We start from the raw sequence: 19,955 nt of genomic DNA on the forward strand, positions 1-19,955 counted from the left end.
GCGCGATTCCCATCCGCGCCGATTCTTTCAACCGAGTGAGGTACTCCCATGGCCGTTGGCAAGGTTTCTGACACTGATTTCGAAGCCGAAGTGCTCAAGGCGAACGGCCCTGTGGTCGTCGATTTCTGGGCCGAATGGTGCGGTCCCTGCCGCATGATCGCGCCCGCCCTCGACGAGATCGCCGGCGCGATGGGCGACAAGGTCAAGATCGTGAAGCTCAATGTCGACGAGAGCCCGAAGACCGCGTCGAAGTACGGCGTGATGTCGATCCCGACCCTGATGATCTTCAAGGGCGGCGAGATGGCCTCCCGCCAGGTCGGCGCGGCGCCGAAGGCAAAGCTGCAGCAGTGGATCACGTCGGCGGTGTGATCCGCCTCGCGAGTAACTGAGAATTCTGCAACGGCCGGCAACACGCCGGCCGTTTTGTTTTTTGTCGGCGGCAATCATGCCGATCTCGTTTCGGCAAGTTTGGCGAGACTGGCGAGAACATCGGGAAAGTCCGACGCGACAGCCGGACCGATCTCGGACGCTTGCGGCCCTCGCGCGTCCGCGGCGTAAACGATGCGCGTGCGCGCCGGTCCAGGAGAATCGCCAAGCGGTTCGATGCGATGGGCGACTGTGATGACGAGATCGCCGACTCGCGTTTCATCGATGAAGCACACGTTCTCGCGAACCTCGATCAGTTGCGAGCGTAGCGTCTCCTCGCCGGGTGGCTTCATCGTGAACCAAGTGCCGGCCGCGAATGGCCCGTCGATGTCGATCTGCTCGATACCCGCATTCCAGTTTTTCCAGCCGGGGACATCGCGAAAGATGCCCCAGATCGTCTCTGCGGTTGCAGACGTCTCGATGGTATATTCGTTTCGCCAGACATGGCCGTCGTCCATGGCGCGCTCCCACTTTGATATGTACGCTTATAACAAGCGCCCTTATCAAGGAGTCAAACCCGCCGCCCGGATGGAGCGAAGCGGCGCTACTTGATCCATCCCGTCGCGAGCGCGTTCGCGAGCTCCGGCTGATTGTTGCGGCGTGCGAGCGCGGCCATCGCCTCGTGATCATAGACGACATGGCGGAAGGTCACTTGCCAAGCAGCATCGACGAGTTCGAGGATCGCGTAGCGCGCGTGCGGCGTGCCGGCCTCGACGACATGCGGGAACGGATGCTTGTCGCGATAGCCCGGGCTACCGACGCTGCCGGGATTGACGATCAGCCGGCCGTCACGAAGCCGCACCGTGCGGGCGAGATGGGTGTGGGCGCAGAGGATCAGGGACTGCGTGATGCCTTGCGCGAACTGCTCGATGCGGTCGAGCGGCGATAGCGCCACCGTGCCGTCGGGATGCACGGTATCGAGCCAATAGACCTCGTCGTTCTCGGGCGTCGCATGGCAGAGGAAGACCCGGTCGCGAAACACGCGCGTCATCGGCTGCGCCCGCAGCCAATCGAGTTGCGCGGCATTGAGCGCCGCATGCGCGGGACGATCCCACGAGCCCATCTTCTCCGGCGGGCGGTCGAGCAGGTAGCGGTCGTGATTGCCGAGCACATGCACGGCGTCGAGATTCATCAGGAACTCGATGGTCCGGCGCGCGTCGAGCGGACCGCTCAGCATGTCGCCGAGATTGACGAGGTCGGCGATGCCCTGGGCGCGGATGTCGGCAAGCACCGCCTCCAGCGCGAGATGGTTTCCGTGAATGTCGGCAATCGCAGCAAAACGCATTGGCATTCCTGTCGTAGCCCTGACGGAGCGAAGCGCAATCCGGGGCCATCATGGCTTGCGGCACGATCCCGGATTGCGCTTCGCTCCATCCGGGTGACGCAACCGCTATGCAGGAGGCGTGCCGTTGATGCCGAGCACGTGGCCGGCGAGATAGAGCGAGCCGGTGATCAGGATGCGCGGCGGCACCTCGTAGGCGAGCTTCGACAGCGCGCGCAGCGCGGCCTCGATGCCCGGCGCGGGCTCGACGCGCATGCCGAGGCTGCGCGCGGCGTCCGCGAGACGGTCGGCCGGCATCGCATTCTCGGTGTCGGGAATCGGCACCGCGATGATGTGACGGGTGAGGCCGGCGAAATTGGCGAGGAAGGCCCGCGCATCCTTGTTGGCCATCATGCCCGCGATCACGACCAGCGGCCGCGACACCCGTTCCTCGAGATCGCCGAGTGCGGCCGCCGCAACGCGCCCGCCTTCCGCATTGTGCCCGCCGTCGAGCCAGATCTCCGAGCCCTGCGGCCCCCAGGAGAGCAGCTCGCCCGAGGTGATGCGCTGCATCCGCGCCGGCCATTCGGCGCCGACGATGCCGGCCTCGAACGCCGCCTGGTTGACCTTGAATGTCGAAATCGCGCGCAGTGTCGCGATCGCAAGCCCTGCATTGTCGAACTGGTGGCGGCCGAACAGGCGCGGCGCTGCGAGATCCATCAGGCCGCGATCGTCGGAATAGACGAGGCGCCCATGCTCGACATTGACGTGCCAGCTCTCGTTCGCGGCAAACAGCGGCGCGCGCATGCGCTTGGCCTGTGCCTCGATCACGGCCATCGCTTCGCCCGATTGCTCGGCGCAAACCACGGGCACACCGCGCTTGATGATCGCAGCCTTTTCGCCGGCGATGGAGGTCAGCGTATCGCCGAGGAAGTCCGTGTGGTCCATGCTAACGGGCGTGATCACAGTGGCCGCCGGCGTATCGACCACATTGGTCGAATCGAGCCGGCCGCCAAGGCCGACCTCGAGCAGCACCGCATCGGCCGGATTCTGCGCGAACAGATGAAACGCGGCGGCCGTCTTCAGCTCGAACACGGTCGCAGGCTCGCCGGCATTGACGCGCTCGACCTCTTCCAGTGCGGCGCGCAGTTCGTCGTCGCCGACCAGCACGCCGCCACCGAGGCGACCGAGCCGAAAACATTCGTTGATGCGGACTAGATAGGGCGAGGTGTAGGCGTGGACGCGCAGGTCTGCCGCTTCCAGCGTCGCGCGCAGATAAGCGAGCGTCGAGCCCTTGCCATTGGTGCCGGCGATGTGGATCACCGGGGGCAGCTTGCGTTCGGGGTGGCCGAGCCGATCGAGCAGACGATGCATCCGCTCCAGCCCGAGATCGATGCGCTTCTGATGCAGGGCCGACAGCCGCCCGATCAATTCGCCGAGCGGCGGCTTTGCGCTGTTAGGAGACGCGTTCACGCGTGCGGCGCGGCCGGCGCCGTCTCGGAAGCCGATACGATCTGCGCCGGGCTGACGACAGGCTGCACCGATTTCGACGCGGTCTCCAGCGCCGGTGCCTTGGTCAACAGGCGACAGAGCCGTGCCAGGGTCGGGCGCAAATCGTGACGATGCACGACCATGTCGACCATGCCGTGCTCTTTCAGGTACTCGGCGCGCTGGAAGCCTTCCGGGAGCTTCTCGCGGATGGTCTGCTCGATCACGCGCGCGCCGGCAAAGCCGATCAGCGCGCCGGGCTCGGCGATCTGCACGTCGCCCAGCATCGCGTAGGAGGCGGTGACGCCGCCGGTGGTCGGGTTGGTCAGCACGACGATATAGGGCTGTTTTGCCTCGCGCAGCATCTGAACCGCGACGGTCGTGCGCGGCATCTGCATCAGCGACAGGATGCCTTCCTGCATGCGCGCGCCGCCTGATGCGGCGAACACGATGAACGGCGACTTCTTCTCGACCGCGAGTTCGAGCCCACGCACGATGGCCTCGCCCGCGGCCATGCCGAGCGAGCCGCCCATGAAGTCGAAATCCTGCACGGCGATGACGACGGCGGCGCCTTCGAGCTTGCCGTAACCGACCTTGATCGCGTCGTTGAGGTTAGTTCGCGCGCGGGCATCCTTGATGCGGTCGACGTATTTCTTCTCGTCGCGGAACTTGAGCGGATCCGGCGTGACGTCCGGCAGCGCGACGTCGTACCAGGTCTCGTTGTCGAAGATCGACTTCAGACGCGCCACCGCGCCCATGCGCATGTGGTAGTTCGAGCCGGGAATGACGAACTGGTTGGCCTCGACGTCCTTGTAGAACACGAGCTGCCCGGAATCCGGACACTTGATCCACAGATTCTCCGGCGTCTCCCGCCGCAGCATGTTGCGGATCTTCGGCCGGACCACATTGGTAAGCCAGTTCATGGTTTGCTCCGATGTGCGATCCCGCTCCGGGGATCGCCTGAAGGGATATATGGCTGCCGGACCCTGCCCCGGCAAGCCGCCGTGTCGTCCGCCCCAAAAGCGGAATTATGGCCTATTCCGCCGCCTGTTGTGCGCCTTTGACGCCTTGGGCCAGGGATGCCGTCAGTTCGGCGACGGCGTTAACGGTTTTGGCGGTGGCCCGGCCGTCCGCATCGAGGCTGTTCTTGAGCGCATCGACCAGCGCCGTGCCGACCACCGCGCCATTCGCATGCGAGGCGATGGCGCGCGCAGTCTCCGGCGTGCGGATGCCGAAGCCGACGCAGACCGGCAGCTTGGTGTGACGCTTGATGCGGGCAACCGCTTCGCTCACCGCCAAGGAATCCGCCGCCGCAGCACCGGTGATGCCGGTGATCGAGACGTAGTAGACGAAGCCCGAGGTGTTGGCGAGCACGGCCGGCAGGCGCTTGTCGTCGGTCGTCGGCGTCGCCAGGCGAATGAAGTTCAGCCCGGCCTTCATCGCGGGCAGGCAGAGCTCGTCGTCCTCCTCCGGCGGCAGATCGACGATGATGAGGCCGTCGACGCCGGCGCTCTTGGCATCGACGAGGAACTTGTCGACGCCGTAGATGTAGATCGGGTTGTAATAGCCCATCAGCACGATCGGCGTCGCATTGTCGTCCTTGCGGAAGCCGCGCACGAGCTCGAGCGTCTTCTTCAGCGTCATGCCGGCCTTGAGCGCGCGCAGGCCCGCCGCCTGGATCGACGGACCGTCGGCCATCGGATCGGTGAAGGGCATGCCGATCTCGATCACGTCGGCGCCGGACTTCGGCAGCGCCTTGATGATCTCGAGCGAGGTGGCGGGATCCGGATCGCCGGCCATCAGGAAGGTCACGAAGGCCGAGCGGCCCTGCTTCGCAAGCTCGGCAAAACGGATGTCGATACGCGTGGTCACTTGCTCTTGCCCCTCAGGATGTCGCCGACCTGCGGGACGTCCTTGTCGCCGCGGCCGGAGAGATTGACGACCATCAGGTGATCTTTTGCGCGCTTCGGCGCGAGCTCCATCACCTTGGCGATGGCATGCGCAGGCTCGAGCGCCGGGATGATGCCTTCCAGCTTTGAAAGCAGCTGGAACGCGGCGAGCGCCTCGTCGTCGGTCGCGGAGAGATAGTTCACGCGGCCGATCTCGTGCAGCCAGGAATGCTCGGGGCCGATGCCGGGATAGTCGAGGCCGGCCGAGATCGAATGAGCGTCCTGGATCTGGCCGTCCGCGTCCATCAGGAGATAAGTGCGGTTGCCGTGCAGCACGCCGGGACGGCCGCCCGCGATCGAGGCCGCATGCAGCTGCGTGAGCCCGTGGCCTGCAGCTTCGACGCCGAAAATTTCGACGGAGGGATCGTCGAGGAAGGGGTGGAACAGGCCCATCGCATTCGAGCCGCCGCCGATGCAGGCGACCAGCGAATCCGGCAGGCGGCCCTCGACCTCCTGCATCTGCGCCTTGGTCTCGTTGCCGATGATCGACTGGAAGTCGCGCACCAGCGTCGGATAGGGATGCGGGCCCGCCACCGTGCCGATGCAGTAGAACGTGTTGTGCACGTTGGTGACCCAGTCGCGCAGCGCCTCGTTCATGGCGTCCTTCAGCGTGCGCGTGCCCGACTGTACCGGGACCACCTTTGCGCCCAGCATCTCCATGCGGATCACGTTGGGCTGCTGCCGCTCGACGTCGACGGCGCCCATATAGACCACGCATTCGAGGCCGAAGCGCGCGCACAGCGTCGCGGTGGCGACGCCGTGCTGGCCGGCGCCGGTCTCGGCAATGATGCGCTTCTTGCCCATGCGCCGCGCCAGCATGATCTGGCCGAGCACGTTGTTCACCTTGTGCGAGCCGGTGTGGTTGAGCTCTTCGCGCTTGAGGTAGATCTTGGCGCCGCCGAGATGCTCGGTGAGACGCTCGGCGAAATAGAGCGGCGAGGGCCGGCCGACATAGTTCTTGAGATAGCCGTTCATCTCGGCCTGGAAGGCCGGATCGGCCTTGGCCGCGGTGTAGGCCTTCTCCAGATCGAGGATCAGCGGCATCAGCGTTTCGGCGACGAAGCGTCCGCCGAAGATGCCGAAATGACCGCGCTCGTCGGGCCCGCTGCGGTAGGAGTTTGGTTTGGCGATGTTCATCGGACGCTCAACTCTTGACTTGCATCTTGGGTGGCGCGCGCGGCGCGGATGAAGGCCTTGATCATCTCGGGATCCTTGACGCCGGGAGCGCTCTCGACACCGGAGGACACGTCGACGCCGCCGGCGCGGGTGATGCGAAGGGCCTCCGCAACGTTGTCGGCGTGAAGCCCGCCCGAGACCATGTAGGGCAGGTTCAGATCGAGGTTTTCGAGCAGGTGCCAGTCGAACGGCGCGCCCAGGCCGCCGGGCCGCGTCGCGTCTTTCGGCGCGCGCGCATCGAACAGGATGCGGTCGGCGACCGCGGCGTAGCCGGGCAGCACGGCAAGATCGGCTGAGGTTGCGACCGGCACCGCCTTCATCACGGGGCGGCCGAACCGCTGCTTGATGTCGCGCAGCCGCGCGACGGTCTCCTTGCCATGGAGCTGGAAAATGTCCGGCGACAGCGCGTCCATGATGTTGTCGAGCGTGGCGTCATCGGCATCGACCGTGAGCGCAACCTTGAGCGCGCGCCGATTCACCTGGCGGCCGAGATCGCGGCCAAGCTCCAGCGACAGATGCCGGGGCGACGGCGGAAAGAACACGAACCCCACCATGTCGGCGCCCGCGTCGAGCGCTGTTTCGAGCGTCTCGCGCGTGGACAGGCCGCAGATTTTGACGAGCAGGGACATGGTCTCAAAGCAGGTAAAGGCCGCAACTCCGCGGCCGGAAAGCAGGGTTTTCGGTTGCGGCCGCTTCTACAACGTCGCGCGCTGCTTGTCTCGCCCGACGGGCCCGTAAAGGCCCACCCCGACGGGGGCGGGGAGGCGCTGGGAATCGGGCTTCGCCGCGGCCGTCTGGGCCCGCAAGCCGGCCAGTTCGGTCCGGGCGCTGCGCGCATCCGCCTCATGCCGACGGGCCGCGCGGCGCCAGTGCCGCTGGCCGAGCCAGACGGCACAGCCGCCGGCCAGGACGCCCAGCGCCGCCACCAGGATCAGCAGCAGGAACAGCGGCAGCGTGACCGACAATGACGGGTCGTCGGAGACAAAGGGATCGAAGGAGACCGTGACGAAATGCCGGTTGGAGACGGCGAACACCACCAGGATCAGACCCAGCGGAATCACGATCAGCGCGGTCAGGAACTTTCGCATCTCGCTTCGCTCGCCTTGAATCAAGCTTCCGGCCGCATCTTGAGCGACCGCGGGAAACCCTGACGCCGGCCTCAGTCTGCCGCGCCGGGATCCGGATGGTCGCGGTTCAGCCGCTCGCGCATTTCCTTGCCGGTCTTGAAGAACGGAACGCTCTTCTGATCGACGGGTACATGGGCGCCGGTGCGCGGATTACGCCCGGCGCGTGCAGGGCGATGCTTGACCGAGAAGGCACCGAAGCCGCGCAACTCGACGCGATCACCGCGTGCGAGAGCCGCTACGATCTCTTCGAGAATCGCATTCACAATGTTCTCGACATCCCGCTGGTACAGATGCGGGTTGTGCTCGGCGATACGCTGAACAAGTTCGGATTTGATCATCGAGAGATAGGACCCGGAAGCGTGCGGATGACCATTTCCGTGAAAATACCGTGATCTGTCAAGACGCTAAATCAAGGTTGAGCGTCGTGAAAATGCGTGACAAATGCCAAAAAAGCAGGCTGCCCCGACACTCGCCAGGCGAGAAAACCCTTAAGCGCTCGCCTGTCCCAGTCAGTTTGACGCAGCCGGCTGCCACAAGGCCAGCATTCCATCCATTCCGAACCGGTCAACGGCCTGCGCGACGCCGGTTTGCCCGATTTGATGCGCAATCGAGCCTAAACCCAGCGCTTCCAGCGTCACGGCAGCGGCCGTCTTGAGGAACGGCAGATCGCCGAAGCGCGACTGAAGCTTGTAGTCGCGCACCGAAAGCCCCTTCTTGACGCCCTTCTGCTCGACCAGCCAGGTCACCGCCGTCTTCTCGTCGCCGATCTGGTCGATCAGCTTGAGATCGATCGCCTGGCGTCCGGTGAAGACGCGGCCGTCGGCCACTTTCTCGAGCTGCGTGTCGTCCATGCCACGCCGCTCCTTCACCAGTCCCTTGAACCAGGCGTAGGAGTCCTTCACCAGCTCGTCGAGCGCGGCCCGCGCCTCGGGACTGGTCGGCTCAAAACCGTTGGGCGCGGCCTTCAGCGGCGAGGATTTTACCTCCTCGACCTTGACGCCGATGGTCTTCAGGAGTTCGGTGACATTGGGGTACTGGAACAGCACACCGATCGAGCCGACCAGCGAGCTCTGCTGCGCGATGATGTGGTCGCTCGCGATCGCCGTGATGTAGCCGCCGGAGGCGGCAAGACCCTCGACCACGACGACGAGCGGCTTCTTCGCCTTGAGCCGGACCAGCGAGTCGTAGAGCTGCTCGGAGCCTGCGGTGGTGCCGCCCGGTGAGTTGATGTGAACGATGACGGCGGCAGCCTGCGAATTCTCCAGCCGCTCCAGCGCCTGCGTGCGATCGGAATCGCTGCGGATCAGGCCGTCGATCTGGACCCGCGCAATCGAGCCGGCGGCTGCGAACGTGCCGCGTGCGCCGGGCGTCGCAATCAGCGCGAAGCCCGCAATCGCCGCGATCGCGATCAGCGCGGCCATGACGCGCCAGAACGTCAGCTTGCGGCGGATCCTGCGACGATCGACGATGATGTCCGAATCGAGCGACATCGGAATATCTCCAAATGAAAGACCAGGCGCGTTGTGCCGTCACGGCGTGACCAACGGCTTATCTGGATACATCAATTGCGGCGCAATTTGAAGAAAACAAGGCTGGTGCTGGTCGGGCCGAGCCCCCGTCACAGGCTTCTCGTCATCCCGGACAAGCGCCGCGACGCGGAGCGCTGACCCGGGATCCATACCCACAGAATTGAGTTTGGCGAAGACTTGGAGTTACCAGCTCGCGCCAGACCGCTCCCTGTGGTGATGGGTCCCGGATCTACGCGCGCTTTGAGCGCGCTTGTCCGGGACGACAGTTGAGTATGGAGCAACAAAAAAGCCCCGGCTCGCGCCGGGGCTTTGATGTCAGCGAAACGAACGTTTCGCTTACTTGCTGTCGCGGTTCTTGAGCGCGGTGCCGAGGATGTCGCCGAGCGTCGCACCCGAATCGGAGGAGCCGTACTGCGCGATGGCTTCCTTCTCTTCGGCGACTTCGAGCGCCTTGATCGACACCTGGACCTTGCGGGCCTTCTTGTCGAACTGGATCACGCGGGCATCGACCTTCTCGCCGACGGCAAAGCGTTCGGCGCGCTGGTCGTTGCGGTCACGCGCGAGCTCCGAGCGCTTGATGAAGGTGGTGAAGTCGGTACCGGCGATCTTCACCTCGATACCGCTCTCCTTCACTTCGAGCACTTCGCAGGTCACGACCGCGCCCTTCTTGACATCGCCCGGCTCGGCGAAGGGGTCGCCTTCGAGCTGCTTGATGCCGAGCGAGATACGCTCCTTCTCGACGTCCACATCGAGCACCACGGCCTTCACCATGTCGCCCTTCTTGTAGTTGTCGATCACCTGCTCGCCCGGAAGCTTCCAGTCGAGGTCGGAGAGGTGGACCATGCCGTCGACGTCGCCCTCGAGACCCAGGAACAGACCGAACTCGGTCTTGTTCTTGACCTCGCCCTCGACCACCGAACCGGTCGGGTGACCTTCGACGAAGACCTCCCAGGGGTTGCGCATGGTCTGCTTGAGGCCGAGCGAGATGCGGCGCTTGACGGAATCGACTTCGAGCACCTGCACTTCGACTTCCTGCGAGGTCGAGACGATCTTGCCGGGGTGCATGTTCTTCTTGGTCCACGACATCTCGGAGACGTGGATCAGGCCTTCGATGCCCGGCTCGAGCTCGACGAACGCACCGTAGTCGGTGATGTTGGTGACGCGGCCGGTGAAGCGGGCACCCAGCGGGTACTTGGCTTCGATGCCCTGCCACGGATCGTCCAGCAGCTGCTTCATGCCCAGCGAGATGCGGTGCGTCTCGTGGTTGATCTTGATGATCTTGACCTTCACGGTCTGGCCGATCGAGAGCACCTCGGTCGGGTGGTTGACGCGGCGCCACGCGATGTCGGTGACGTGCAGCAGGCCGTCGATGCCGCCGAGATCAACGAACGCACCGTAGTCGGTGATGTTCTTGACCACGCCGTCGATGACCTGACCCTCTTCGAGGTTCTGCACCAGCTCCTGGCGCTGCTCGGCGCGGGTCTCTTCCAGCACCGTGCGGCGGGAGACGACGATGTTGCCGCGGCGGCGGTCCATCTTGAGGATCTGGAACGGCTGCGAGTTGTTCATCAGCGGCGCAACGTCGCGGATCGGACGGATGTCGACCTGCGAGCGCGGCAGGAAGGCCACGGCACCGTCGAGGTCGACGGTGAAGCCGCCCTTGACCTGGTTGAAGATGACGCCGTTGACCTTCTCGTTGTTCTGGAACGCCTTCTCGAGCTTGCCCCAGCTCTCTTCGCGGCGCGCCTTGTCGCGCGACAGCACGGCTTCGCCGAGGGCGTTCTCGATGCGATCGAGGAACACTTCCACCTCGTCGCCGACCTTGATCTCGCTGTCACGGCCGGGGCCGGAAAATTCGCGCAGGGCGACGCGGCCCTCGGTCTTCAGGCCGACGTCGATGACGGCCATGTCCTTTTCAATTGCAACCACCTTGCCCTTGACGACGGAGCTTTCCTGCAGGTTGCCACCTGCGAAGGACTCGTCGAGCATCGCGGCGAAATCGTCACGCGAGGGGCTATAGGTATCAGCAGAAGTCGAAGCCATTTGTTCTCCAGTTGCGGATGTCTTGCCGGCCGTTGGGTTCATGGGCGCATCGCACGCGCAGTGTCGGAAGGTCCGCAAGACCTTCGAGCGACCGCTTGCTGCCCCGGCTGGCACCGGAACGGCGGAAGCGGGCCGGCTGAGGCCCGCGCGTTCGATACGTGGAAATCTTTGTCCGGAGCCTCGATCGCACCGGTCCCGAAACAGGCGGACCGGGGTATCGACCTCAAAGAGCGGGAGCGGGCGCTTCCTCCAATGACGGCTGCGGCTTAACCCCGCGACCGGCCCGCTCGGACGGCCTCGATAATGTCGATGGCGGCCCGGACGCCGCCTTCTATATCCAGTTGGGAGTTATCTAGCAAGTAAGCATCGGGTGCGGGTTTCAGCGGCGCAATCGGCCGGTTCTTGTCGCGTTCGTCGCGCTGGATGATGTCGGCGAGCACGGCCGCCTCGTCCGCCGCCTCGCCCCGCGCCTTGGCCTCCATGGTGCGGCGGCGGGCGCGGACCTTGGGGTCCGCCACGACAAAGATCTTCACGTCGGCATGGGGGCAGATCACGGTTCCAATGTCCCGGCCGTCCAGCACCGCTCCCGGCGGATCGGCGGCGAATTGCCGCTGGAAATTGACCAGGACCTCGCGAACCCTTGGGATCGCCGAGACGATCGAGGCGCCCTCTCCGACCTTCTGGGTCTTCAGGGCGGGATCGCCGAACTTTTCCGGATCCAATTCCAGCGCCGCCGCAACCGCGGCCGCCTCGTCGCGGAGATCGTGGCCCGATTGCATCAGGGCATAGGCGACCGCGCGATAGATCACGCCGGTATCAAGATGACGATAACCGTAATGATGAGCGAGACGCTTGCCGAGCGTCCCCTTGCCCGAGGCCGCGGGCCCGTCGATGGCGATAATCATGAAAACTCGGCCCCAAGCGAACGCATCATCGGAATGAAATCCGGGAAACTGGTGGCGATGAAGGCGGTGTCGTCGACGGTCACGGGCTGGTCGGAGGCGCAGCCCATCACCAGCGCGGACATCGCGATGCGATGGTCCATGTGGGTGGCGACGGTGCCACCACCGGGAACGTGACCGCGGCCCTGGACGACCAGATCGTCGCCGGAGACCTCGACCTTGACGCCGTTGACGCGCAGCATCTCGGCGGTGGCCTCCAGGCGATCGGATTCCTTGACGCGCAGCTCCTGCAGGCCGCGCATGATGGTCGTGCCTTCGGCGAAGGAGGCCGCCACCGCCAGCACGAGATATTCGTCGATCATCGACGGCGCGCGCTCCGGCGGCACCTCGACGCCGCGCAGCTTCGACGCGCGCACGCGCAGCTGCGCCATCGGCTCACCGGCATCGCCGCGCACCTCGCTCTCCTCGATCGAAGCGCCCATTTCGCGCAGCGTGGTGAACAGGCCGGTGCGCAGCGGATTGGTCATGACATCCGACAGCACGACATCGGAGCCCTCGGCGATCAGCGCCGCAACGACCGGGAAGGCCGCCGAGGAGGGATCGGCGGGCACCACGACATTGGCGCCATGCAGCTCGGGCTGGCCCACGAGGGTGATGCGGCGGCCGTGCTGGCCCTCCTTGGTGGAGGTGATGTCGGCGCCGAAGTGCTTCAGCATCAGCTCGGTGTGGTCGCGACTGGCCTCGCTCTCGATGACCGTGGTGGTGCCCGGGGCGGCGAGGCCCGCGAGCAGCACGGCGGATTTGATCTGAGCCGAGGCGACCGGGGTCTTGTAGGTGATCGGCAGCGGATCGCGCGCGCCCTGGAGGGTCAGCGGCAGACGGCCGCCCTCGCCGCCGGAGACGACCCTGGCGCCCATCTTCTCGAGCGGGTCCAGGATCCGGCGCATGGGACGGCTGCGCAACGAGGCGTCGCCGTCGAAAACCGCCGAGATCGGGCAGCCGGCGACGGCGCCCATGACCAGCCGGCAGCCGGTGCCGGAATTGCCGAAATCCAGCGCCGCCTTGGGCTGGGCGAAGCCTGCGACGCCCACGCCCTGCACCTTCCAGGCGAAATCGCCGGTGCGCTCGACGCTGGCACCCAGCGCCTGCATGGATTTGGCGGTGTTGAGGACGTCCTCGCCCTCCAGCAGGCCCGAAATCCGGGTCTCGCCGACCGCGAGCGCGCCCAGGATGAGGGCGCGGTGGGAGATCGACTTGTCCCCGGGCACCCGTACTTTCCCGGTCAGGGGACCGTTTGCGCGCGACTGAAGCGGCCTCGGTTGGTCGGAATGGGTCAAGATTGTGTCCTTGGATGTGCTCCGGAGAGCTGGGGCGCAGGTACCACATGGTCCGCGCCCCGTCACCGGCATGTCTTTCTCCCGTAATGCGCTATTGACAGCGGGCCGCCAACTAGCCAAGTGAAACACCGCTTTTCAGACATTCCCAGGATTCCTCTGCCGTGGCCAAGTCCGAACTCGGAACCAAACGTATTTGCCCGACCACGGGCAAGAAGTTCTATGACCTCAACAAGAATCCGGTGATCTCGCCCTATACCGGCGAAGTGGTCCCGATCGCGCCCGTGGCGCCTGCGCGCACGACTCGCGGCGCCGAAGCTCGCCACGCAGCGGCCGCGGACACCACGCCGGAGCCGGCGGAGGCCGAGGAATTGGTCTCCCTCGAGGAGGCCGATGCCGAGGAGAACACCGGCAAGGTCAAGGCCGTCGTGCCCGAATCGGAGGACGATATCGAGGTCGACGAGACCCTCGACGACGACGATGACGATGATTCGACATTCATCGCCGACGAAGAAGAGGGCGATGAGGACGTTACCGACATCATTGGTGATGTCGGGGGCGATGAAGAGACTTGAGATCAGCCCTGATCTGTGAAAAAGGGTGCACCGCGCGAGTCGCCTAGGGCTCGCCGGCCGGGACGGATCCCCCAGGATCCTCCCCACTGGAAGACTTAAGGGGCCATAGCTCAGCTGGGAGAGCGCTTGCATGGCATGCAAGAGGTCGGCGGTTCGATCCCGCCTGGCTCCACCAGCCTTCGCGAAGCGAGGGCTGCCGCGCCGAAGCCCGCAGGGCGAAGGCGGGCTTTGAATTAAATCTCAACTACTCCCCGATCACCGCATTGAGCCGGTCGCGCAGCGCGACGATCTCGTCTTTCATCGCCACCAGCTCCGACACCGAGCAGTCCGACGCCGCCAGGATCGACTGCGGCACGGCGCGCGCCTTGTCTTTCAGCGCGTGGCCCTGCGGCGTCAGCGCGATCAGCACCTGGCGCTCGTCCTCGCTCGAGCGGGTGCGCTTGACGAGGTGGGCGGCCTCGAGGCGCTTCAGCAGCGGCGTCAGCGTGCCCGAATCCAGAAACAGCCTCTCCCCGATGTCCTTGACCGGCACGTCGTCGCGCTCCCACAGCACCAGCATCACCAGATATTGCGGATAGGTCAGGCCGAGGCGGTCGAGCAGCGGCTTGTAGACGCGATTGAAGGCGTGCGCGGCCGAATAGACCGCGAAGCAGATCTGGTTGTCGAGCCGCAGCGGCGCGTCCGCTGCCGATGGTTTCCGAGCCATGGAGAATCTCACGAGGTTTGTCCGCATTGTGGGGCCGCGCCGCCGTACATTCAATTGCGAACAATTAAATGTGAGACGTCGCATTTTCAATTGCGCACAATCTAATTGTCTGCGATAGACATCGCACCCCACCGAAACCCAGGGAGACGAAAATGTCCGTGAACGTCCTTTACAAGACCAGCGCAAAAGCCACCGGCGGCCGCGACGGCCATGCTGCGACCCTCGACGGCGCGCTCGACGTCAAGCTCACCACGCCGAAGGAGCTCGGCGGCGGCGGCGGCGCCGGCAACAATCCCGAGCAGCTGTTTGCGGCCGGCTACGCCGCCTGCTTCATCGGCGCGATGAAGTTCGTGGCCTCGCAGGGCGGCCCGAAGGTTCCCGCCGACGCCGCCGTTACCTCGACCGTCGGCATCGGCCCGCGCTCCGAAGGCGGCTTCGGCCTCGACATCGACCTCGCCGTCTCGCTGCCGGGCCTCGCCCGTGCCGAAGCCGAGGCGCTGGTCGCGAAGGCGCACCAGGTGTGCCCCTATTCCAATGCCACGCGCGGCAATGTCGACGTTCGCCTGACGGTCGTCTGATCAAACGGCGGATTGGCTGGCCCGGGATCCCCCTCGGGCCGGCCGCTTTCGTTTGAATTTGCCACCTCGCGGGATGGCCGCGCCGCGGCGCATACGGCTCCACGCCCGGCGCCATTGCTGGCGCAAATAAACCTCGCTAGGCCTGTGATCCAACGATCGACACAGGGGAAGCGAAGGCATGACTGAAGCCGTTATGGGTGCAATGAGCGGACTGCGCGTCGTCGATCTCACGCGCGTGCTCGGCGGCCCCTACTGCACCCAGATCCTCGCCGACCATGGCGCCGACGTGATCAAGGTCGAGCCGCCCGCCGGCGACGAGGTGCGCGACTGGGGCCCTCCCTTCCACGACGAGGACGCGGCCTATTTCATCGGCATCAACCGCAACAAGCGCTCGATCGGCCTCGACCTCGCCTCCGAGGGCGGCCGCGTCGTGCTGCTCAAGATGCTGGAGACGGCCGACGTCCTGATCGAGAATTTCAAGCCGGGCACGCTGGAGAAATGGGGCATCGGCAACGAGGTGCTGCGCGAGAAATTCCCGCGCCTCGTGCATTGCCGGATCTGCGGCTTCGGCGCCGACGGCCCGCGCGGCGGCAATCCCGGCTATGATGCCATCATCCAGGCCATGACCGGCATGATCGCGGCCACCGGCTCGCCCGAAAGCGGCCCGATGCGGATCGGCGTGCCGCTGGTCGACATCACGACCGGCCTCTATGCAGCGATCGGCATCCTGATGGCGCTGTCGGAGCGGCAGCGCTCGGGCAAGGGCCAGTTCCTGGAGACCACGCTGTACGAGACCGGCCTTGCCATCATGCATCCGCACACCGCGAACTATTTCATGCATGGCAAGCCGCCGGGCCTCACCGGCAACGAGCATCCGAATCTCGTGCCTTACGCGATCTTCCCGACCAGGACCGACAACATCTTCATCGGCGTCGGCAATGACGGCACCTTCCGCAAGCTCGCCAAGGAGATCGGCAAGCCCGAGCTCGGCACCGATCCGCGCTTTGCACGCAACAAAGACCGCATCGCCAATCGCGAGGCGCTGCGCGCCGAGCTTGCCGCGGTGTTCAGCCAGCATGAGGCCGAGCCGCTCTGCAATCGCCTGCTCGCGGCGGGCCTGCCCGCGGGCCCGGTGCAGAAGATCGACCAGGCGTTGACGAACCCGCACACGATCTACCGCGGCGATATTATCGAGAAGGACTGGTACAAGGGCGTCGCCTCGCCGATCCGGCTCGATCGCAGCAAGCCGAGCCTGCGCCGGCTGCCGCCGAAATTCAGCCAGCACTCGGCGGAGGTGCTGGGCGAGTTCGGATATTCCAAGGCCGAGATCGACGCGATGGTCGAGAAGGGCACGGTCTGCGGCCCCGAGCGCAAGCGCTAGGGCAACGATGCTGCGCTCCCTCTCCCGCCTGCGGGAGAGGGTTGGGGAGAGGGTGTCTCCGCAATGGGACAATCCCCCAGAGGAGAGAGCCCTCACCCGCGCCTTCGGCGCGACCTCTCCCGCAAGCGGGAGAGGTTTTGGAGCCCGCGGCCTGATCGTCGACCTCACACGAGCAATGCCGCACTGCGGCGCGACCCACGCGTGTGCAGCGCGAACGGACGAGGCTGTCCGCGTCGCATTCGCCTATTTGACGGCTTCCCTTTTCCAACGCTTGCCGCTTTCGTTTCGGCCGCTTACACAGTCATGTGAACGTCATATGGCGCTGCTAGCGCAAGCGCTTCTTTATTGACGGCCAAGGGAGGTTTTCTTGATGGCACTTCGACACTTTGGGGCGGCTGCCGCATTTGCAATCACGGTCGGCATGTCGGCCTCGCCGGCCCTGGCCGTGACCGAAATCCAGTGGTGGCACGCGATGACCGGCGCCAACAACGACGTCATCGTCAAGCTTGCCACCGACTTCAACGCGTCGCAGAGCGACTACAAGGTCATCCCGACCTACAAGGGCAACTATCCCGACACGATGAACGCGGGCATCGCCGCGTTCCGTGCCGGCAACGCGCCGCACATCATGCAGGTGTTCGAAGTCGGCACCGCGACCATGATGGCCGCGACCGGCGCCGTGAAGCCCGTCTACAAGCTGATGGCCGACGCCGGCGAGAAGTTCGATCCCAAGATCTATCTGCCCGCCATCACCGGCTACTACTCCACGTCGAAGGGCGAGATGCTGTCGTTCCCCTTCAACTCGTCCTCGACCGTGATGTGGGTCAACCTCGACGAGTTCAAGAAGGTCAACGCCGAGATCCCGAAGACCTGGCCCGAAGTGTTCGAGGTCGCCAAGAAGCTGCACGACAACGGTCATCCGACCTGCGGCTTCTCCGGCTCATGGATCACCTGGGTCAACCTCGAGCAGCTCTCCGCCTGGCACAACGTGCCGCTCTCGACCAAGGCGAACGGCCTCGACGGCTTCGACACCAAGCTCGAGTTCAACGGCCCGCTCCAGGTCAAGCATCTCGAGAAGCTGGTCGAACTTCAGAAGGACAAGACCTACGACTACGCCGGCCGCACCAACACCGGCGAAGGCCGCTTCACCTCGGGTGAGTGCGCGATCTACCTGACGTCGTCGGCCTTCTTCGGCAACGTCAAGGCACAGGCCAAGTTCAACTTCAACGCCGTGCCGATGCCCTATTATCCCGACGTCAAGGGCGCGCCGCAGAACTCGATCATCGGCGGCGCTTCGCTCTGGGTCATGGGCGGCAAGTCGGCCGAGGAATACAAGGGCGTCGCAAAATTCCTGACGTTCCTCTCCGACACCGATCGCCAAGTCTACATCCACAAGGCCTCCGGCTATCTGCCGATCACCAAGGCGGCCTATGAGAAGGCCAAGGCCGAGGGCTTCTACAAGGACCAGCCCTATCTCGAGACCCCGCTGCTCGAGCTGACCAACAAGGAGCCGACCGAGAACTCGCGCGGTCTGCGCCTCGGCAACATGGTGCAGCTGCGTGACGTCTGGTCGGAAGAGATCGAGCAGGCGCTGGCCGGCAAGAAGACCGCCAAGCAGGCGCTCGACGCCGCTGTCGAACGCGGCAACACGATGCTGCGGCAGTTCGAAAAGACCGCTGTGAAGTGAGGCATCGAAGCGGCAGGCCGCGACCCGGCCTGCCGCTTCTGCTGACATCATGCAAAAGCAAGCCATTTTCCAGTCAAAGCTATTGCCTTACGCGCTGGTTGCGCCGCAGCTCGCGATCGTCCTGATTTTCTTCTACTGGCCGGCCCTGCAGGCGGTGATCCAGTCCTTCCTGCTCCAGGATGCCTTTGGTCTGTCGAGCACCTTTGTCTGGTTCGACAATTACATCGAGCTGTTCAGGGATCCTGCCTATTTCGAGGCGATCGTCCGCACCTTCTTCTTCTCGTTCGCGATCGCCGTCTCGTCGCTGTCCTTTGCGCTGCTGCTCGCCGTGATGGCCGACAAGCCGCTGCGCGGCTCGATGCTCTACCGCACGCTCCTGATCTGGCCCTATGCGGTCGCGCCGCCCGTGGTCGGCGTGCTCTGGATCTTCATGCTGCATCCCTCGCTTGGCGTGCTCTCGCGCTATCTGCGCGGCCTGGGCGTCGACTGGAATCCGCTGCTCGACGGCAACCAGGCCGCAGCGCTGATCATCCTCGCCGCCGCGTGGAAGCAGATCTCCTATAATTTCCTGTTCTTCCTCGCCGGCCTGCAAGCCATCCCGAAAAGCGTGTTCGAGGCCGCCGCGATCGACGGCGCGCGGCCGATGCGGCGGTTCTGGACCGTGACCTTCCCGCTGCTGTCGCCCACGATCTTCTTCCTGCTGGTCGTCAACATCGTCTACGCCTTCTTCGACACCTTCGGCATCATCGACACCATGACCCGCGGCGGGCCCGGAACATCGACGGTCACGCTGGTCTACAAGGTCTATTCCGACGGCCTGCTCGGCGGCAATCTCGGCAGCTCGGCGGCGCAATCGGTGATCCTGATGGTCATGGTCATCGTGCTGACGGGAATCCAGTTCCGCTTCGTCGAACGCAAGGTGACCTACTGATGGTCGAGGACGAGGGCATCAGGCGCTACGTCGCCCATTTCATTCTCTGGATCGGGATCGCGATCGTCGCATTCCCGGTCTACATCGCGATCGTCGCCTCGACCCAGGACAACGCACTGATCGCGAACGGGCAGATGTCGCTGCTGCCGGGCGGGCACTTCTTCGAGGTCTACTACCAGACCATCTTCGTCGGCACGAGCGGCTCGACCCGCGAGCCCGTCGGCAACATGATGCTCAATTCGCTGGTGATGGCGCTGGCGATCGCGATCGGCAAGATCGCGATCTCGATCATCTCGGCCTATGCGATCGTGTATTTCCGCTTTCCGTTCCGGATGGCGATCTTCTGGATCATCTTCATCACCTTGATGCTGCCGGTCGAGGTCCGCATCTATCCGACCTACAAGATCGTCGCCGACCTGCACATGCTCGACAGCTATGCGGGCCTGTCGCTGCCGCTGATCGCATCGGCCACCGCGACGCTGCTGTTCCGCCAGTTCTTCATGACCGTGCCGGACGAATTGCTGGAGGCCTCGCGCATCGACGGCGCCGGTCCCTTGCGCTTCTTCTGGGACACGCTGCTGCCGCTGTCGCGCACCAACATGGCGGCGCTGTTCGTGATCCTGTTCATCCTCGGCTGGAATCAATATCTCTGGCCGCTGCTCATCACCACCCGCGACGACATGCAGACCATCCAGGTCGGCATCCGCAAGATGATCACCACCACCGACGCGCTGACCGAATGGCCGATCGTGATGGCGACCGCCGTGCTGGCCATGCTGCCGCCGGTGTTCGTCGTCGTCGCCATGCAGAGACTGTTCGTGCGCGGCCTGGTCGAGACGGAAAAGTAGGTTCTTGGAAGTGA

Annotated in this window: 21 protein-coding genes and 1 tRNA gene; 8 read left to right on the plus strand and 14 right to left on the minus strand. The window is 64.8% G+C overall.

The features are described 5' to 3' along the window. Positions 1–48 precede the first annotated feature (48 nt). Entirely contained in the window at positions 49–369 is a 321-nt protein-coding gene (gene trxA, locus ACVWW6_RS06390) for a thioredoxin (protein ID WP_007598398.1), read from the plus strand. Between the two features lie 74 nt (positions 370–443). Here the strand turns inward: trxA and ACVWW6_RS06395 are convergent, their stop codons facing one another. From ACVWW6_RS06395 to aroA, 13 genes are all read right to left on the minus strand, one after another. Then, the gene (locus tag ACVWW6_RS06395) at positions 444–884 is read right to left on the minus strand and encodes an SRPBCC family protein (protein WP_011083574.1); all 441 of its coding nucleotides are present in this window, start codon (positions 882–884) and stop codon (positions 444–446) included. 86 nt (positions 885–970) lie between these two features. Continuing rightward, positions 971–1,711, minus strand: a complete 741-nt coding sequence (locus tag ACVWW6_RS06400; RefSeq protein ID WP_456680371.1) for a metallophosphoesterase family protein — start codon at positions 1,709–1,711, stop codon at positions 971–973. 105 nt (positions 1,712–1,816) lie between these two features. After that, positions 1,817–3,160 (minus strand): bifunctional folylpolyglutamate synthase/dihydrofolate synthase, encoded by a 1,344-nt coding sequence (locus tag ACVWW6_RS06405; RefSeq protein WP_456680372.1) that lies wholly within the window; start codon positions 3,158–3,160, stop codon positions 1,817–1,819. Then, positions 3,157–4,098, minus strand: a complete 942-nt coding sequence (gene accD, locus ACVWW6_RS06410; RefSeq protein WP_011083571.1) for an acetyl-CoA carboxylase, carboxyltransferase subunit beta — start codon at positions 4,096–4,098, stop codon at positions 3,157–3,159. Before accD ends, ACVWW6_RS06405 begins: the two co-directional genes overlap by 4 nt. Positions 4,099–4,210: 112 nt before the next feature. Further along, positions 4,211–5,047: a tryptophan synthase subunit alpha gene (gene trpA / locus ACVWW6_RS06415; protein ID WP_456680373.1), complete on the minus strand. Its 837-nt coding sequence runs from the start codon at positions 5,045–5,047 to the stop codon at positions 4,211–4,213. Next, positions 5,044–6,261: a tryptophan synthase subunit beta gene (trpB, locus tag ACVWW6_RS06420; RefSeq protein ID WP_011083569.1), complete on the minus strand. Its 1,218-nt coding sequence runs from the start codon at positions 6,259–6,261 to the stop codon at positions 5,044–5,046. Before trpB ends, trpA begins: the two co-directional genes overlap by 4 nt. Beyond that, positions 6,258–6,929 carry a phosphoribosylanthranilate isomerase gene (locus ACVWW6_RS06425; RefSeq protein ID WP_011083568.1) on the minus strand — a complete coding sequence of 224 codons (672 nt, stop codon included), beginning with the start codon at positions 6,927–6,929 and terminating at the stop codon, positions 6,258–6,260. The genes trpB and ACVWW6_RS06425 overlap by 4 nt, the downstream gene beginning before the upstream one ends. Positions 6,930–6,995: 66 nt before the next feature. Beyond that, the gene (locus ACVWW6_RS06430; RefSeq protein WP_011083567.1) at positions 6,996–7,388 is read right to left on the minus strand and encodes a lipopolysaccharide assembly protein LapA domain-containing protein; all 393 of its coding nucleotides are present in this window, start codon (positions 7,386–7,388) and stop codon (positions 6,996–6,998) included. 71 nt (positions 7,389–7,459) lie between these two features. Next, positions 7,460–7,765 carry an integration host factor subunit beta gene (locus ACVWW6_RS06435; RefSeq protein WP_008539997.1) on the minus strand — a complete coding sequence of 102 codons (306 nt, stop codon included), beginning with the start codon at positions 7,763–7,765 and terminating at the stop codon, positions 7,460–7,462. Between the two features lie 171 nt (positions 7,766–7,936). Beyond that, positions 7,937–8,917 (minus strand): signal peptide peptidase SppA, encoded by a 981-nt coding sequence (gene sppA, locus ACVWW6_RS06440; protein ID WP_011083566.1) that lies wholly within the window; start codon positions 8,915–8,917, stop codon positions 7,937–7,939. Positions 8,918–9,292: 375 nt separating this feature from the next. Next, positions 9,293–10,999 carry a 30S ribosomal protein S1 gene (gene rpsA, locus ACVWW6_RS06445; RefSeq protein WP_027546860.1) on the minus strand — a complete coding sequence of 569 codons (1,707 nt, stop codon included), beginning with the start codon at positions 10,997–10,999 and terminating at the stop codon, positions 9,293–9,295. Positions 11,000–11,265: 266 nt separating this feature from the next. After that, the gene (cmk, locus tag ACVWW6_RS06450; RefSeq protein ID WP_011083564.1) at positions 11,266–11,904 is read right to left on the minus strand and encodes a (d)CMP kinase; all 639 of its coding nucleotides are present in this window, start codon (positions 11,902–11,904) and stop codon (positions 11,266–11,268) included. Continuing rightward, entirely contained in the window at positions 11,901–13,238 is a 1,338-nt protein-coding gene (aroA, locus tag ACVWW6_RS06455) for a 3-phosphoshikimate 1-carboxyvinyltransferase (protein ID WP_038965151.1), read from the minus strand. Before aroA ends, cmk begins: the two co-directional genes overlap by 4 nt. Positions 13,239–13,399: 161 nt before the next feature. On the opposite strand from aroA, the gene ACVWW6_RS06460 reads away from it, so the two are divergent. Beyond that, a complete protein-coding gene (locus tag ACVWW6_RS06460; RefSeq protein WP_011083562.1) occupies positions 13,400–13,810 on the plus strand; it encodes a TIGR02300 family protein in 411 nt (136 codons plus the stop codon). Between the two features lie 99 nt (positions 13,811–13,909). Beyond that, positions 13,910–13,985 (plus strand) — tRNA-Ala (locus ACVWW6_RS06465). A 69-nt stretch (positions 13,986–14,054) separates the two neighbouring features. Here ACVWW6_RS06465 and ACVWW6_RS06470 read toward each other — a convergent pair. After that, a complete protein-coding gene (locus ACVWW6_RS06470; RefSeq protein WP_038965150.1) occupies positions 14,055–14,516 on the minus strand; it encodes a MarR family winged helix-turn-helix transcriptional regulator in 462 nt (153 codons plus the stop codon). A 152-nt stretch (positions 14,517–14,668) separates the two neighbouring features. Between ACVWW6_RS06470 and ACVWW6_RS06475 the strand changes: the two genes are divergently transcribed. From ACVWW6_RS06475 to ugpE, 5 genes are all read left to right on the plus strand, one after another. Further along, entirely contained in the window at positions 14,669–15,094 is a 426-nt protein-coding gene (locus ACVWW6_RS06475; protein ID WP_011083560.1) for an organic hydroperoxide resistance protein, read from the plus strand. Between the two features lie 178 nt (positions 15,095–15,272). Next, entirely contained in the window at positions 15,273–16,475 is a 1,203-nt protein-coding gene (locus ACVWW6_RS06480) for a CaiB/BaiF CoA transferase family protein (RefSeq protein ID WP_456680374.1), read from the plus strand. Positions 16,476–16,845: 370 nt separating this feature from the next. Continuing rightward, positions 16,846–18,162, plus strand: coding sequence for a sn-glycerol-3-phosphate ABC transporter substrate-binding protein UgpB (ugpB, locus tag ACVWW6_RS06485; RefSeq protein WP_011083558.1), 1,317 nt, complete (start codon positions 16,846–16,848; stop codon positions 18,160–18,162). A gap of 49 nt (positions 18,163–18,211) precedes the next feature. Next, positions 18,212–19,093 (plus strand): sn-glycerol-3-phosphate ABC transporter permease UgpA, encoded by an 882-nt coding sequence (ugpA, locus tag ACVWW6_RS06490; protein ID WP_028172488.1) that lies wholly within the window; start codon positions 18,212–18,214, stop codon positions 19,091–19,093. Then, on the plus strand, positions 19,093–19,941 hold the full coding sequence (gene ugpE / locus ACVWW6_RS06495) for a sn-glycerol-3-phosphate ABC transporter permease UgpE (protein WP_304549955.1): 849 nt from the start codon (positions 19,093–19,095) through the stop codon (positions 19,939–19,941). The genes ugpA and ugpE overlap by 1 nt, the downstream gene beginning before the upstream one ends. The last annotated feature ends 14 nt before the right edge of the window (positions 19,942–19,955 follow it).

The sequence above is a fragment of the Bradyrhizobium sp. USDA 3311 genome (assembly GCF_054062495.1).